12 protein-coding genes are annotated in these 14,838 nt (G+C 42.0%); 1 reads left to right on the forward strand and 11 read right to left on the reverse strand.

Going from position 1 to position 14,838, the window contains the following annotated elements; translation table 11 throughout:
• Window positions 1-655 precede the first annotated feature (655 nt).
• The gene (locus PCH01S_RS09745) at window positions 656-1,174 is read right to left on the reverse strand and encodes a hypothetical protein (RefSeq protein WP_042228745.1); all 519 of its coding nucleotides are present in this window, start codon (window positions 1,172-1,174) and stop codon (window positions 656-658) included.
• A 966-nt stretch (window positions 1,175-2,140) separates the two neighbouring features.
• On the opposite strand from PCH01S_RS09745, the gene PCH01S_RS09750 reads away from it, so the two are divergent.
• Window positions 2,141-3,586 (forward strand): alpha/beta hydrolase family protein, encoded by a 1,446-nt coding sequence (locus PCH01S_RS09750; RefSeq protein WP_042228747.1) that lies wholly within the window; start codon window positions 2,141-2,143, stop codon window positions 3,584-3,586.
• On the opposite strand, the gene PCH01S_RS09755 is transcribed toward PCH01S_RS09750, so the two are convergent.
• From PCH01S_RS09755 to PCH01S_RS09800, 10 genes are all read right to left on the reverse strand, one after another.
• On the reverse strand, window positions 3,583-4,701 hold the full coding sequence (locus PCH01S_RS09755; RefSeq protein WP_241688838.1) for a sensor histidine kinase: 1,119 nt from the start codon (window positions 4,699-4,701) through the stop codon (window positions 3,583-3,585). The genes PCH01S_RS09750 and PCH01S_RS09755 overlap by 4 nt on opposite strands.
• Window positions 4,694-5,380, reverse strand: a complete 687-nt coding sequence (locus PCH01S_RS09760) for a response regulator transcription factor (RefSeq protein WP_042228749.1) — start codon at window positions 5,378-5,380, stop codon at window positions 4,694-4,696. The genes PCH01S_RS09755 and PCH01S_RS09760 overlap by 8 nt, the downstream gene beginning before the upstream one ends.
• 358 nt (window positions 5,381-5,738) lie before the next feature.
• Complete coding sequence (locus tag PCH01S_RS09765; RefSeq protein ID WP_042228750.1) at window positions 5,739-6,173, reverse strand: MarR family winged helix-turn-helix transcriptional regulator; 435 nt, start codon at window positions 6,171-6,173, stop codon at window positions 5,739-5,741.
• Between the two features lie 3 nt (window positions 6,174-6,176).
• The gene (locus PCH01S_RS09770; RefSeq protein ID WP_042228752.1) at window positions 6,177-7,133 is read right to left on the reverse strand and encodes a quinone oxidoreductase family protein; all 957 of its coding nucleotides are present in this window, start codon (window positions 7,131-7,133) and stop codon (window positions 6,177-6,179) included.
• Window positions 7,134-7,769: 636 nt separating this feature from the next.
• Entirely contained in the window at window positions 7,770-8,732 is a 963-nt protein-coding gene (locus PCH01S_RS09775) for a PfkB family carbohydrate kinase (protein ID WP_042228754.1), read from the reverse strand.
• A gap of 15 nt (window positions 8,733-8,747) precedes the next feature.
• Entirely contained in the window at window positions 8,748-10,220 is a 1,473-nt protein-coding gene (locus PCH01S_RS09780) for a glycoside hydrolase family 32 protein (RefSeq protein ID WP_042228755.1), read from the reverse strand.
• A 98-nt stretch (window positions 10,221-10,318) separates the two neighbouring features.
• Window positions 10,319-11,662 carry a glycoside hydrolase family 172 protein gene (locus PCH01S_RS09785; RefSeq protein WP_042228757.1) on the reverse strand — a complete coding sequence of 448 codons (1,344 nt, stop codon included), beginning with the start codon at window positions 11,660-11,662 and terminating at the stop codon, window positions 10,319-10,321.
• Window positions 11,663-11,700: 38 nt separating this feature from the next.
• Window positions 11,701-12,570, reverse strand: coding sequence for a carbohydrate ABC transporter permease (locus PCH01S_RS09790; protein ID WP_084706569.1), 870 nt, complete (start codon window positions 12,568-12,570; stop codon window positions 11,701-11,703).
• Window positions 12,571-12,575: 5 nt separating this feature from the next.
• Window positions 12,576-13,478, reverse strand: coding sequence for a carbohydrate ABC transporter permease (locus PCH01S_RS09795; protein ID WP_042228758.1), 903 nt, complete (start codon window positions 13,476-13,478; stop codon window positions 12,576-12,578).
• 60 nt (window positions 13,479-13,538) lie between these two features.
• On the reverse strand, window positions 13,539-14,828 hold the full coding sequence (locus PCH01S_RS09800) for an ABC transporter substrate-binding protein (RefSeq protein ID WP_042228761.1): 1,290 nt from the start codon (window positions 14,826-14,828) through the stop codon (window positions 13,539-13,541).
• Window positions 14,829-14,838 lie beyond the last annotated feature (10 nt).

Here is a 14,838-nt window from a genome sequence, read left to right on the forward strand (position 1 = left end):
AGAAAAGCTCTCAGGAATATTTTATTGTTGCCAGGAAGATTTGATAGGTTACTAAGGAGCCGTTTCACTCCAATTTTTTGCCGCCACTTATGGTAAGGTTCCCCGCGATATACCCAAGCACAAAGTAGGATTTGACTACAAAATATACATTGTTGTTTGATGAACACCCACTCTTATATTAAGAGTGGGTGTTATCGTTTTTTTCGCTTACGTGTTCAATATATGATACAAATTAGACCTAAGAGTATCTACCTTTGTGTTTCCTCACTAAACTCTGACAATCCCTCATTAAGAGTAATGCTAAGAAAATCTACGAGCGAATCATTTTTTCAAATGAAGCAGGGATTTAGCTTGATTCTGGCTCTGGCGCTCTGCCAAATTGTTTTGAATGCTTTAGTTCCAATATTTATGATGACACTCCTTTCTCCATTAATTTAGCAGAATTTCGCTTTAGCAATTCTGTACGAGTTATTTTATTGGAAATTTCGTTTTTGACAAGAATAATTTGTTGGAAATAAAATATCCCTCTTTCCATGAAGAAACAACTTAGAAGAGGGATTGATTTACTTTGAAAATATAAATTTTTCTACAGTTTTTAAACTCTAGCTATAACTCAGATGCTTATTAGCAGTGCTATTCATGGAGTCTTTTTCTGTTACAAATTTTCCTGTTCTGATTTTGCTAGTCGCCATTCTCGAACAAAAATATCTGAACCTGTCATAAAAACATTATAAAATTGGTCTAAAAATTCTTCCGTCTCTTGAATAAATGGTTGTATAAATTCATAATCATTGACTTTATCATAATTAATTTTTATTGTATCTTTCTTCTTAATTGTTGATTCATCAAAGCTATTATACATTTGTGTCTTAAAATGTATAATTTTTTGCCCCGCAACTTCCTCAAGAAAGACAAATCCACCAATTGCAAAAGGTCTTCCACTTTCATGACAAGGATAACATTCGACCTCCGCTTCAACTCTCCATTGAGTGTCTTGTCCCCAAATATGTGTTTCAAGTAAACATACAATATTATTCATCACATCAGTGTAATTTCTGTCAGAAATAGCTTTTTCTATATCTCTGCAAATTGCTGGCATTTTTTTACGTAAAAGTTCATTCAACGAATTATATAAAATACTCTTTCTTACTTCTATTTTACTGTCTTGGTTCATTGTAATCTATCCCCCCTAATTCTTCATTATAAATCATCGTATTTGAAGAATCTTTCATTTTTCTAAGCTTTTTTCTCCTGAATTATGGCAACCTTGACGAATGTCATTTGACATTCAGAATTTATTTAAAAATGTTGTGTTGAAGGCTCTGCCTTAAAGCTGTTTTGTCACAGACGACTACTGATTATCAGAATCAGCAAACAAAGGCGCAAGTTTAGATTAATCTTAACATCACTACATGTGTATACCGTTTACAGTGTCCACGCCATAATGGGAGCCACACTAAATTTTTCGCCGTCACTTATGGTACGGTTCCCCGCGTATTGTGTCTCGGTATAACGTTTTGGAGAAGATTGAAGTGCGGTTTGTGATTTAAGGAATAAATAATGTACCGTATTACTGTCTCTTTCTCTAATGCCTTATTCCATATAGATAATAATTCATCAAGCGTAATTAATTCACGTGAAGATTCTGCGTTGCAGAACAAAGTGCCTTAATGGCTAACCAAAGGTACTCTGGGCGCGCGCCCGAGCATGCTTCGGCTAGTACAACGAGCATGCAGCTAAAAAGATTTGGCATGGCAGCATTTTTTTCGATTTTTTTGATTCACCGTCAAACGTCGATGAAATTGCCAATTGCGGAACTTCCGCGCGAGCACGACAAAAAAGCTCAAGCTTATTGAACTTGAGCTTTTTGCCGCGGCAACTCAACGTTCGCGCGCACCGGGATGCGTGCCAATGTAACAGCAAGCTCTGTCGCAATTGCGTTACAGCCTCTCCCCATAACAAATGTAAACATTTGAACCTTCCTAACGATGGTATTTGCCTCGTTTCTACACCTTATAGCGGAAGGACAATTTCCCCCTCGACATTCATAAAAAATTTATAATATTCCCCCTTTCATCTTTATAATTTTTTTGTAAGCTGGATCAAGTTCGTATTTATAATAACGGGAGGTAGAATCGGCATGAGGTTTTGGGAAATAGGCTTGATCGTGGTCAATTTTGGCTTGTTGTACTGGGCGGTAATCGCGAACAAGAAAGGCGGCCGGGGATTGTTCATCCCTTTAGGGACCGCCTACAGTTTGGTAATTGTGCAGATTGTCGTGGAAGGTGGACGGTGGGAGATGGTTCCTGCCTACTTGACGCCACTCTTATTGACGGCTTATTTCTTCATTGGCAAGCGGAGGGAGGGCGGCAGAAGCCGGATTGCGGTTACGGTTCAAGCGGTGCTATTGACCGTATATTTGTTGGTTTCGGTTGCGCCGCCTGCGATATTGCCGGTATTCTCGTTTGAGAAACCGACGGGGCCATATGCGGTCGGAACGACGGTTTATCACTGGGTAGATGAACAGCGGCGGGAAACGTATTCGAGCAACCCTGAAGACCGACGCGAGTTGATGGTGCAAGTTTGGTATCCGGCCGCCGAAGGAAGAGGGGAAAAGAGGAGTCCTTATCTTTTAAACGCGTCAAAAGTGACTGGAGGAATATCGTCCAAAACGCTCGGCCTTCCGGCTTTCACGTTTAGCCATCTGGGACTGATCAAAACGCATTCTTTGTTGGAAGCCAAGCTTTCGGATGCGGAAAGCCGTTATCCGGTATTGATTTTTTCTCACGGAATGAACGGGTATCGCAATCAAAATATGTACCAGGTGGAAGAACTGGCAAGCCACGGCTATATCGTGGTAGGCATCGATTATGCTTATGAAGCTGCCGCTTCAGTGTTTCCCGACGGAAGAGTAGCCCCGAGCAGAACGGACAGCAAATTGACTTCCAATGCCCAGTACGAACAGCATATCCCGCTTTGGACCGACGATGCTACCTTTGTGCTCAATCAAGTGGAGAAGCTTAATCGGAACGATCCTGCAGGCCGTTTTACCGGCAAAATCGATATCGATCGAATCGGCATGCTTGGACATTCGTTCGGGGGAGCCGTTACATTGCAAATGACGAAGAACGATTCGCGCGTGAAGGCTGCCTTATGCATGGACGGCGGGATTTATGGTCCGCCGGTTTCCGACAAAGGATTGGGGAAACCGTTCTTTCAGATGTATTCCGAGGAGATCTACAATTTGGTGATGGCCTCATACGACGATGTCGCTAAACAGTTAGGTGGGGTAAGCCGCGAAGTGTTTGAAGCCCCGAGAAAAGAATATATACAAAAATCGCGCAATGCTTTGGCAGGCGGGGGGTTATCGATCCTTATTCCGGGTTCAAAGCATGCAAGCTACTCCGATCTTGCATTATTCTCTCCGCTGCCGGGCTTGGGCGGCGCAGACCCGCGGCGGGATCACCGCATCGTGAACGAATTCAGTGTTGCCTTCTTCGATCGGTATTTAAAAGGGAAGGACGATTCTGCGCTGAAAGATTTGGAAGCCAAATACCCGGAAGTGAATTATAAGGTGAACGACTAATTTTCATCGTCATGGGCGGCGGTGGTCAAGGGAAGTTCAATGATGAAAGTAAAATGTCCTGATGAATGAACCAGGCTTAAGGTGCCGTTGTGCCGTTCGACGATACTCTTGACAATGGATAGTCCTAATCCTGAACCGGTCTGGATCGCATTGGCCGTTCTCGAGTGGTCGGCTTTGTAAAACCGCCCAAATAGCAGCTCCTCCTGTTCCTTCGATATCGGAGTTCCTTCATTCTCGATCTTGATGGCAACAAAAGGGGGGCGTGCTTCCAATGAAACGCGTACAACTCCCGGCTTCACGGAGAACTTCAAAGCATTCATCAGAAGGTTGTCGATGACTCTCCTTATTTTTCCCGGATCCATAGGTATCGGCATCGACTTGAACGCCAAATACGTCTCTACAGTGACCCCATGTTCTTTGGCGAAGGGTTGAAATTCGGCCGCAATCTGCGAGAGCAGCTCCCGTATATCGAACTGGCCCATTACAAACTTGGCGTCACTGGTTGTGAGACGCGTGTACTCAAATAAGTCATCAATGAGGTTCTTCAGTTGCATGGCTTTATTGTAGGTGATGTCGACGAATCGTTCCTGCTCCTGTTCATTGTGATAGACTCTATTTTTCAACAATTCCAGATATCCAATAATGTTGGTAAGGGGCGTCCGTAAATCGTGGGATACGCCTGTAATCAAGTCCATTTGGGACTTTTGGATTTGCCGTTCCTTTGCGATTTGGCGTTCCAGTTTTTCGGCCATCGCGTTAATGTTTTCCGCAACCCTGCCCAGTTCGTCTTTCCTTAAGAGCGGAACGCGATGGCGCAGATTTCCTCCGGCGATATAATCAAGTCCTTCAGCCAGACTAAGCAAATATTGCACGATGCGCCGGGTCATGAGGGAGAAGCTCAAAATAAAGAGGACGATAAACGAAACGGTAGATAATACGCCATATAGCACGATTGATAGATAGGGGAAGTGTCTAGCGGCAAGAAGACTATTTAGCAAAGATTCGTTGAGTAAGGACGATACGTTCATCGCAAGGGTTAAGCTTAGGATAAACGACCAGAACATGCGCACACGAATGCTTCGTTTCCCGAAAATCAGAGAAAGGAGTTTATTCAATTTTGTATCCCACTCCCCAGACTGTCTTGACGTACCGGGGTTCCCGCGGGTTCACCTCAATTTTCTCCCGGAGGTTTCGGATATGAACTACAACCGTATTATCCGAGATGCTGGAAGACTCTTTCCAAACCCGTTCGTAAATTTTATCCACGCTGAACACATGTCCGCGATGGCTTGCCATCAGTTCGAGTATGGAAAATTCAAGAGGTGTCAGGGATATTTCCTTTCCCTTTACGGTTACTTGGTGCATCGCCCCGTCTATGATTAAGTCTCCGACGACAATGACGTCTTGCTCTGGCTTCTTGACGGAGTAGCTTTGCCGGCGTAGTTGCGCCTTGACTCGAGCCGTCAATTCCAAGAGACTGAACGGCTTGGTCATATAATCATCCGCTCCGGTAGTCAACCCGGTTATAATATCAATGTCTTCTTCCTTGGCAGACAGCATGATAATGGGGATCCTCGAGATTTCTCTGATTTTCAGGCATGCCCTAATTCCATCCATATGGGCCATCATCACATCCAGAATGATCAATTGCACGGATGATGTCTTGACAATCTCCAGCGCCTGCAAACCATTCTCCGCTTCCAGTACATGATATCCTTCATTACACAAGAAGATACGTATAAAATCCCTGATTTCGGAGTCGTCATCCACAACCAATATGGTGATCTTTTCCATCTACAACCTCCTGGTTATCTGCTAAAAATCGGTCTTAGCTCCCAGCATAAGAAAAACATATGAAGATTTCGTTGGGGAAAATCTAAAGAATCTCTGAAGTTACGCGGATTCTCCTTATGAATCCGTCGATCACGTTTGCGGCTGACAATCTGGAATGGTTCCCCTGAACGGCGAAAGGGGGGTTTTATGGAAGTCAAAAACCAGCGAAGCATGATACTGGAGCTACCCCCGGTTGTGGGTGATTTTTCGCCGTCACTTATGGTAGGGTTCAGCTTAACGGGACTATCGGCGAAAAATGCGCCTAAGTGTGCCGCGCGGCATTGCTGGCCACTAATGTAACTTGCATTTTGAACAGTACTTAGTCGAACCTTTTCAGCGATTCGAATAAACGTCTTAAATTATTCAATAATCCATTTCTTTCCTCCGGAGTCCAATCAGCCAAAGCTTCGCGCATATTGCGCTCACGGGCGAGGCCAATCATTGTACTCACTTCCTCCCCGTATGTCGTCAATTCAGACACACGAATCCGGGAATCGGAACTTGATGGATACGTATGAACCAATCCGGCGGTCTCTAGCTTATCGATTTGCCGACTAACGCTCGAATAGTTTTTCCCCATCATGGCAGCCAATTCACCAACACTAGTCGGTTGGAGATGCGCGATACCAACGAAGACGCGAAAGGTTACTGCTTCCAAATTCACGCCGGCATTATCAATCATTTTCTTATCTCGGTCTGGCCGATTGATAATGGAAACTAAATCGAACAGCGCTTTAAAAATCTCGTTTTCCATTTTTTATTGCACCTTTACAACTGGACGGGGCGTCAGTGGGGCATTCCAAGCCACTTCGATATCTTCTAGAGCAAACTCTTTTATGGCGATTTTTAACTTCCCCTCGGCGGCCATGTCAAAAACACCTTTAACGGCGGATAGCATATCAGCTTTAGAAACACTCTTATCTCCGCTTCCTACGAGTTCGATTGTTGATGAGCGTAAAATAGACGAAGGCAAATGAATATTTTCTTGTCCGGATGAGGTTCCAATGCTTACAAAACGGGTGGTACGATCCGTATGAGCCCTAGCAAGAGCTGACATAATGGCAAGTGCGCTATCGCCCCAAAGGTAATCCAAAACGACATCAACACCTTCAGCAACAACCGACATTAGGGCGTTTTCAAACCTATTTTGTCCGTTGTCAGCTGTCATGTCAAATGCAATGGCCTCATCGGCTTCAAGTACTTGCAGCTTCGATTCATTGCGTCCCGTGACAATGATCTTCTTGGCCCCCAGTCCCTTAGCAATCTGAACTGCTAAACTACCGGATGCACCAGTAGCGCCATTAATCAATACCGTTTGGCCGGGTTTGAAGTCAGCTCGAAATACCAATGCAGCCCATGACGACATAGCTGGGTTGGCAATAGCGGCAGCAGTGAGATCATTAATACCATCCGGTAAGCGGACAGTCAGCTTCTCGTTGACAATAGTTTGCTCAGCCAAACTGCCATACGGTGCAGTTGGCAGTGCAAAGTAAACACGAGTTCCATCCTTCAAAGTTCCAACACCGTCAAGACCGGCTACAATTGGAAAGTTAACCTTAGATGAGTAGTGCATACCCATTGAACGGAACTTGCTAACTCGACTCAAGGCTGTTGCCGAAACGTTAATTACAACTTGTCCATCTGTCGCAACGGGGAAATCAAAATGACCCATTACGGGAATTGTCCCCTTTTCCTTTACGATTGCTGCCTTCATAGTTATAAACCCTTCTTCCACTCAAGATTATGTGCATATTGCACATAATCTAATATATAGCGCAAACTATGTGCATTATGCACTCTTTATTTCGAACTCTTTTCCGAACCATTCCTTAGTGAAGAAGCTAAAGTTTAAGGATTAGCCAAATTCTTGCTTCACCGTTGGGCGAGCTCACTCGTTCAGCTATATTGCGGTATAATCCCCATCCGATTCACTACCACATTCGCCTGCCCCCGGATTTCAAATCCTTTACAACCCTGAAGTGGTTAAGGTGCTCCCTCAACTACAGAAGGCCGAAATCCGTCACTTTACCACTATTTGTAATACGGTTAACCGTATCGGTTGATAGGGTAGACTAATGAAAACAGGGAGCAGCTACAATAGCTGCTCCCAAGAATACTACAATGACTTTTAACCCTATATACTGTTATCTTTTAGTGCGCCCATTTCATAAAGAAACCTTGATGGCACTTTTCTGTAGCCATTGTATCTTATCTCTCCTTTATCGGACACTTCCACTTCTCAAACGCAAATCATTCTAAATTGTTGCAGATTAGGAATCTCATAGTTCAATACCTTAATTAAACAAGTATATCTTCATAACAACGAAAAAAGAGCTGAATGTTCGGCTCTTCACACGTTATCTTCAAAAATCTTGTTAACATCATCAAGCTCAGGAATCGCGGGAATGGCACCTTTTTGGGTTGTGCTGAGACCAGCTGCAATATTGGCAAATGAGATCATTTCTTCAATTATACCCGGTGTCAGCAATTCTAACGTTATTTTTTTTTCTAAAATCTTATGCAATAATGAGCCTAAAAAAATATCACCAGCGCCAGTCGTATCGACAGCATTCACAGATTTGGCTTTGACATAACCTGTTTCATGCTTTAATCGGTAGAAGCAGCCTTTATCGCCCAAAGTGATTAACAGCAGTTTCAAGTGGAATCGCTCTACCAATTCTCTTGATCCCTTTTCGAGGTCCGTCAGACCTGTAATAAATAAAAGTTCTTCTTCAGATATTTTAACAATATCTGCGTACTGCATTCCTTCAATAATCGTCTCTTTAGCACGTTCTAAGCTATCCCAAAGCAGCGGTCTCAGATTCGGATCATAAGACACCAGAATACCTTTCTCATTCGCTGCTGCTACTGCTTTTAAAGTAGCTTTCTTAACCATTTCATGGGTCATGGACAACGAGCCAAAATGTAATACTTTAGCATTATTAAGCAGAGTTAAATCTACTTCGTCTTCACTCAGCATCATGTCGGCTCCTGGTGAACGATAGAAGTGAAAGGATCGATCCCCTGCTTTATCTAAGTGAACAAATGCTAAGGTCGTATTCACATTATTCGCGTAGCTGAGCCCTCTTGCATCGATATGATTATTTTCTAAAACCTTTCCCAAGAAATGACCTAGTTGGTCATCTCCCACTTTGCCGATAAACGCTGTTTTATGCCCATATCTTGATAATACCGCCAACACATTGGCAGGTGCGCCTCCCGGATTCGTTTCAAAAAGAGTATTCCCGTTATCAGAAACTCCTACAGGAGTAAAATCAATGAGCAGTTCCCCTAGTGATACTACATCATACATCGTTAGTTCACCCTTCTACTTCCAGCTTGAGTTTAATTTCCATGATTCAAAATTACGGATTTTCAAATGACCGTCACTTGTAAAGATGTTAAATTGTTGGCTTTTCTCATTCGGAAAAAACCGATTCGTTATTACCTGCTCGCCTTCATTTACAAACAGCTCTACCGAGGTCGTATCCATAAATAAGCGAATATGAATGGATCCATCTTTAATATGCAATGGCGCAGTGCTTACTCCTTTTTCACCTGACCCTGAACGGGTACGGTCCATCTTTATTTCATTATTCTTTAGATCAAAAAGAATATCCGTTCTTTCTTCCCCATCTTGAGAACAACGCAGTTGTAAACCAAACGCAGCCGCATCTGTTTCATTGACATCAACTTCGATAATCGTTTCCGAAACCGAATCATAAGTCTCACTTATAACCTTTACACCGTCAATAGCTGAGACATCCCATTTCTGATAATCCGATCTTAGTGAAACGATCTCTTCTATAGGTTTTTGCTTGACTACATGATTGGATTCGAGAACAAGTTCTCGTGGAATGGACATTGCCCCTGCCCAACCATGCTCTTGCGATGGCATTTTAGTTAACCATTTTTCCATCCAGCCGATCACAATTCTTCGTCCTTTATCATCCACTAGTGTTTGAGGAGCATAGAAATCAAAACCATAGTCTAGTATAGAAGATACTTTTTGAGTGAAAATCCCTGCTTCATAATCCATATCTCCGATAACATAAAAAGGATTCTCATTCTGTTTACCATACATCGGTGAAACGATCAGCACATGTCTATGATTTAGCGGAAATAAATCCGGGCATTCCCACATATCGCCCTGGGTGCCGTCACTCTCAGCAGCTATCCCCTTAAACTCCCATTTATGCTGATCTTCTGAAGTATAAAGAGCGGCTTTGCCTTTACCGTCTTTTTTTGTTCCTACGACCATATACCATTTGTCTTCATGTTTCCACACTTTCGGATCTCTAAAATCATGGGTTCCTTCGCTTGGAAATTGATCAATAACCGGATTATGTTCGTACTTTTCAAAATGAACGCCATCCTTGCTAGTAGCAATACATTGAACCTGCTGCGGCGTATTACCGTCCACATGACCTGTGTAAGCAAGTACAAGCTCCCCATTGTTGACAAAGGCACTCCCTGAAAAGCAGCCATACCCTTCAACATCTCCCGAATCATAGGGCTCGGATGGAGCTAATGCCACCGGAAGGTGCTTCCAGTGAATTAAGTCATCACTCTTTGCGTGACCCCAATGCATGGGTCCCCACTTTGAATCGTAAGGATAATGCTGGTAAAACAAATGATACTCACCGCTATACTGAACAAACCCATTTGGATCATTGATCCAGCCGGTCGGTGCCATAAAGTGATAATGCAGGCGATAAGTACTTTGGGCGACATGCTCTTTTTTCTGCTCAATGATCTTGTTGGCTGCATCCAAAGCAACCTGATGTTTCGATGTAAGCATTCGAATAGCCTCCGGTTACAGTTAATAGTTCTTGTTAAGGGAAGGGGAAGAACTAATTATTTGAAGCGAGTTCATTTAATTAGTTCCCGGACGAATCCTTAAAGTGTGCTTTTCACACGTTGAACATGTTCTTTATTTCCGACAGATGATTCTCTTGTTTTATTAAACTTTATTTCCATCTGATTTTTCTTTTCGGTTACATAGGATTGCTCTAATTTTTCGGCAAGCTCATAAGCTTTACGCTGTTCATCATTAAGCTCAGGCTTGGTATCTTGTTTTACCTCCGGCATTACTGCCACGTGAGGCAATCTTTGCTCCACTGGCAAAATATCTAGCTTAGGAGACGGAAGCGTTTGGTACCAGTAGGCTGTTGAGGACCAATCATCCGATAAATGGTTGGCATGGCCATGTTCAATAGTCACTTTTATTTTTTCCGCGAAATGAATGGGATCTGCGATATGAAAGCGATAGGACACTTGATAACCAGGTTTTTCACTTTCATGAATGATTGAGCCATTGTATAAGAAAGCATTTTTTTGCATACCCCATGCATGTCCGAAATAATCCTCTGTTCCAGTACCATTGATACTTGGCTCTGTTTCGCCATCAATAAAAATCATATCGTCGCCCTCTCCCCACCAGCTGCCTTGAAAATGGTTGACCGATAGATTACAGCCAACATAATGTCCTTTTCCTTCTGTTTCAAGCACGACATAGTTTTCTTCACCCGAAAGGTTTGCCACGCTTTGAACTGCCGGGCTGTTTACTTGAAGATCATTTCCCCAACCTTCACATGGATTTTCACGATGCCAGTTAGCATGGAAGTATACCGTATCTTCAGGCAGTTCTTCTTTATAAAGCTCATAATCGATATAGAAGTACAAACCGAACGGAAGTTCATTTTCATTTACAATTTCAATTTTTGCTTTTTTGTTAAATGGCATTGGGAAATAGCAGTTTAATGCAGCAGGTGCTCCAAATTTGTTCGCCTCTTCAGGCTTTACCGATACGTTAAACGGAGCAGATTGAAAATTCCCCGGTAAGGAGTGACCTACACAGAAAAAGTCACCGAATGGTGCCAGAACGCTTGGTGTATCCTGATCGTCCCATGTAATTTTGATTAGTGCTTTTCGGTAATAGAATGGATCTTGCTCTTCCCAAGTTACACCCAGGGCGTTGTGAATTTCATTTACAGGTGCTACATTACTACCCAAAGCTGGATCTACAATACTAGGACCCATAATTTTCCGACAAAATGAAGTCATCCAGAAATGAGTTAAACAACCCGGACCTTCGATTTCCCCTAAAACAACGGATTCATTCGGCGGAATCAACCAGTAGTCTTGGTTTCTTCCTGTTTGATCAGAGCTCGATACACGCGCCGAACGAACATCCTTATGTGTGGTTAAGTGCTGCATACTGCCGTTAGATAGATTAGTCATTTTTATTTCCTCCAAGTAATCATTTTTGTAATTTTTTTTTATCCTTTAACTGCACCAGCTGTCATTCCTTCAACAATGTGTTTCTGAAAAATTGTAAAGAATATCAGCTGCGGAATAATAAACAACAGGTTTGCCGAAACAATACCGCCATAGTCGATATTGTATCTACCTTTAAATTCTGAAATAGCCATTGAGATGGTCATTAATGATTGATCCGTAATAAGGGTTGCCGCGAATGGAAACTCGTTCCACACGTAAAGAGTATTAAAGATCAAAATAGTCATCATGACCGGTTTTACTATCGGAATAACAACTTTTGCACAGAGTATATAAAGGTTTGCTCCATCAATTAATGCGGCTTCTTCTATTTCTGACGGAAAGTCCTTTAAAAAACCTACAAACAACAAAGTGTTAAACGATAGAGTCGTTGCAATATACGGCAAAATGAGTGATAAATACGTATTTTCAATCCCAAAAAATATCGTGATTTTGTAAATCGGGTATAGCAAGATAAATGGGGGGATGGCTAGTCCCGCTATTAAAAATAAATACAAACCATTCTTCCATTTGTTGCTTTTAAACACCATTCTGCTCAATGCGAATGAACTCATAAAGCTTACAACAAGACCCATAAAGACGGAGACAACTGCAATAAAAAAGGTGTTTTTATAAAGCAGCCCCATATCAAGCGTTTGGAATGCACGGACATAGTTCTCCAGGCTAAATGACTTCGGTATTGAAAGAGGGTCTGTTAGAATAGACTGATTATCTTTAAAGGAAAGCAGAATCATCCACGGAAACGGAATCATCACCAGCGCGGTTATTCCGAAAGTGAGCAATCGGGAAAGCAGCCTGCCGCTTTTCCGCTTGGACACCGCAACTTTTGTTCCTTGAGCCGTTGATATCATTGTCTTCACGCTTTCCTCGCTCCTTCGCTGTTAACCATTCTTTTACCGAAGGTGAACATTCCCAAAATAATACCAGTTAAGAGAATTGTTGCAATGAGGGAAGCTACAGCGATTGCCATTCCATACCCGTATTCTCCAGCATTAAATGTTGTACTATACATGTAGGTAACTAATACATCGGATAGATGATTTGGTCCACCATTCGTTAATTGGAGCACCGTTTCAAAAATTTTAAAACATAAGGTAATCGCTAAGATGATGTTCAGCTTAAAGGTCTCACCCAACAGAGGAACCGTGATGTTTCTCAATTGCTGAAATTTAGTAGCACCATCAATATCAGCTGCCTCATACATCTCTTTTGGGATTAAAGTTAGTCCCGCGAGAAAAATTGTTGCGATATATCCAAGACTTTGCCAACTTTGGACGACAGCTACTGAGAATGGCGTTAGCTTATCACCGCCAATCCATTGTAAAGCCCAGGATTCCAGTCCTATCATATTTAATACGTTGTTAATCAATCCGATTTTAGGATCTAAAATAAATACCCAGATTAACCCCACCATAATTGGCGCAATAATTGAAGGTGAATAATTAATCGCCCGAATCACTCCCAAACCTTTCATCTTCTTATTCAGAAGCAACGATAAAAGAAAGGCTGCCGGTATAAGAATAATAAGAGTAACAACCAGAACTATGAAGGTGTTTTTCAGAGCAACCATAAAAATCGGATCATTAAATAGTCTTAAATAATTGGACATTCCTGTGAATTTAGGCTTACCTATCCCTGTAAAACGTGTTAAACTGTAATACGCTGCAATAATAATTGGTAGTATAATATAGACCATATATAAAAGCATTGTAGGCAATAACATTATTATTTTGTTTGAATTGCTGCTAAACCAACGCATATTCACACCTACTTTTAGTACTTGTCTGCTCTTATATTAATAAGCAGACCAGCTTATTAATTATTTAGTTTCATCTACCTTATTCTGAACAACTTTTGCAGCCTCTTCAGGTGTGTAGGTTCCGTTAATCACACCGTAAATACTGTCATACATTGCGTTGCCAATGGCCTCTGGAACGACAAGGTCTGGCTGATTGGGTTGACTGACCCATCCTTTCAACTGAATCTGGTCAACAAGCTGCTTGAATAACGGGTTCTTCGCTTCGTCAATAGTTACTTTAGTATTTGTCATCGGCGGAACTTGATTTTCTACCATGATTTGTGTACCTTTCTCTCCATAATAAAAGGCAAACAATTTAAGAACTGCTTCTTTCTTAGCTGCATCTTTCTCTACATTTTTACTTACAAGAAGCGGTGCCGCCGGCACTACGGAGCTTATATTCTGATTGCCGACTCCGTCTGCAAACGTTGGACCCCACCAGAAGCCTGCATCTATTCCGCTCTCTTCAATCTTTGGAATATCCCACATTCCAGAATCAAGAAATGCTGCCTGGCCGCCGAGGAATTGTTCAACCGCTTGGAAATACGTTTGAGTAGAAACGTTATCAGGGAATGCACCAGCTTTTCTTAACTCATCGATTTTTTTGTAATAATTAACAAAATCTTCGTTATTGTATTTTTCTTTACCTGCCATAATATTGTCGATTTTCTCGAAATAACCATATCTAGACAGCATAGTTAAGAAGGCCCATACTGAATATTCATCTTTGGCACCTTTAGCAATCGTAGTCACACCGTTTTGTTTAAACACTTTTGCAGCTGCGACCAGATCCTCGATTGTCTTTGGAAGCTCTACTCCATGTTGCTTAAATAATGCTTTGTTGTAGAATAAACCTGTAACTAGCGGCTGATACGGCAGTCCGTATTGTTCTCCATTTGCCGCATAAGTACTTAACATATTTTCATTTAAAGAATTTTTAATCTCTGGATTTTCTTTAATAAAATCATTTAATCCCATTAGCATACCGGCTTCATATAGCTCCGAAGCGGAAGCCGGAAGCATCCAAAATACATCTGGTAATTTGTTCGATTGAGACATCATTTTTATATTTTTCACATGCTCTTGTTGCTCTTTACCGATTAAATTCACCTTAATATCCGGATTTTCTATCTGAAACTGTTCAATCAGTTTGGAAAATGCCGGTTCTTGTTCCATAGGATTCGCTACATGGATAGCAAAATCAATAGTCGTAATACCATCTTCATTCGAATCTCCACCGCCGCTATTGCAACCTGCAATAACCACGCTGACAACGAGAAGTAAAATTAGTAGGTAGCTGAACTTTTTCATTTTAAGCACC

The sequence above is a fragment of the Paenibacillus chitinolyticus NBRC 15660 genome (genome assembly GCF_000739915.1).
In the GTDB taxonomy this organism is placed as follows: Bacteria; Bacillota; Bacilli; order Paenibacillales; family NBRC-103111; genus Paenibacillus_F; species Paenibacillus_F chitinolyticus.

Bases quoted from the DNA above. Each gene is read 5' to 3' on its own strand.
- PCH01S_RS09775 (WP_042228754.1), bottom strand. From the start codon at position 8,732: ATGTATGATGTAGTATCACTAGGGGAACTGCTCATTGATTTTACTCCT.
- PCH01S_RS09760 (WP_042228749.1), bottom strand. From the start codon at position 5,380: ATGGAAAAGATCACCATATTGGTTGTGGATGACGACTCCGAAATCAGG.
- PCH01S_RS09765 (WP_042228750.1), bottom strand. From the start codon at position 6,173: ATGGAAAACGAGATTTTTAAAGCGCTGTTCGATTTAGTTTCCATTATC.
- PCH01S_RS09745 (WP_042228745.1), bottom strand. From the start codon at position 1,174: ATGAACCAAGACAGTAAAATAGAAGTAAGAAAGAGTATTTTATATAAT.
- PCH01S_RS09795 (WP_042228758.1), bottom strand. From the start codon at position 13,478: ATGCGTTGGTTTAGCAGCAATTCAAACAAAATAATAATGTTATTGCCT.
- PCH01S_RS09790 (WP_084706569.1), bottom strand. From the start codon at position 12,570: ATGATATCAACGGCTCAAGGAACAAAAGTTGCGGTGTCCAAGCGGAAA.
- PCH01S_RS09785 (WP_042228757.1), bottom strand. From the start codon at position 11,662: ATGACTAATCTATCTAACGGCAGTATGCAGCACTTAACCACACATAAG.
- PCH01S_RS09800 (WP_042228761.1), bottom strand. From the start codon at position 14,828: ATGAAAAAGTTCAGCTACCTACTAATTTTACTTCTCGTTGTCAGCGTG.
- PCH01S_RS09750 (WP_042228747.1), top strand. From the start codon at position 2,141: ATGAGGTTTTGGGAAATAGGCTTGATCGTGGTCAATTTTGGCTTGTTG.
- PCH01S_RS09780 (WP_042228755.1), bottom strand. From the start codon at position 10,220: ATGCTTACATCGAAACATCAGGTTGCTTTGGATGCAGCCAACAAGATC.
- PCH01S_RS09770 (WP_042228752.1), bottom strand. From the start codon at position 7,133: ATGAAGGCAGCAATCGTAAAGGAAAAGGGGACAATTCCCGTAATGGGT.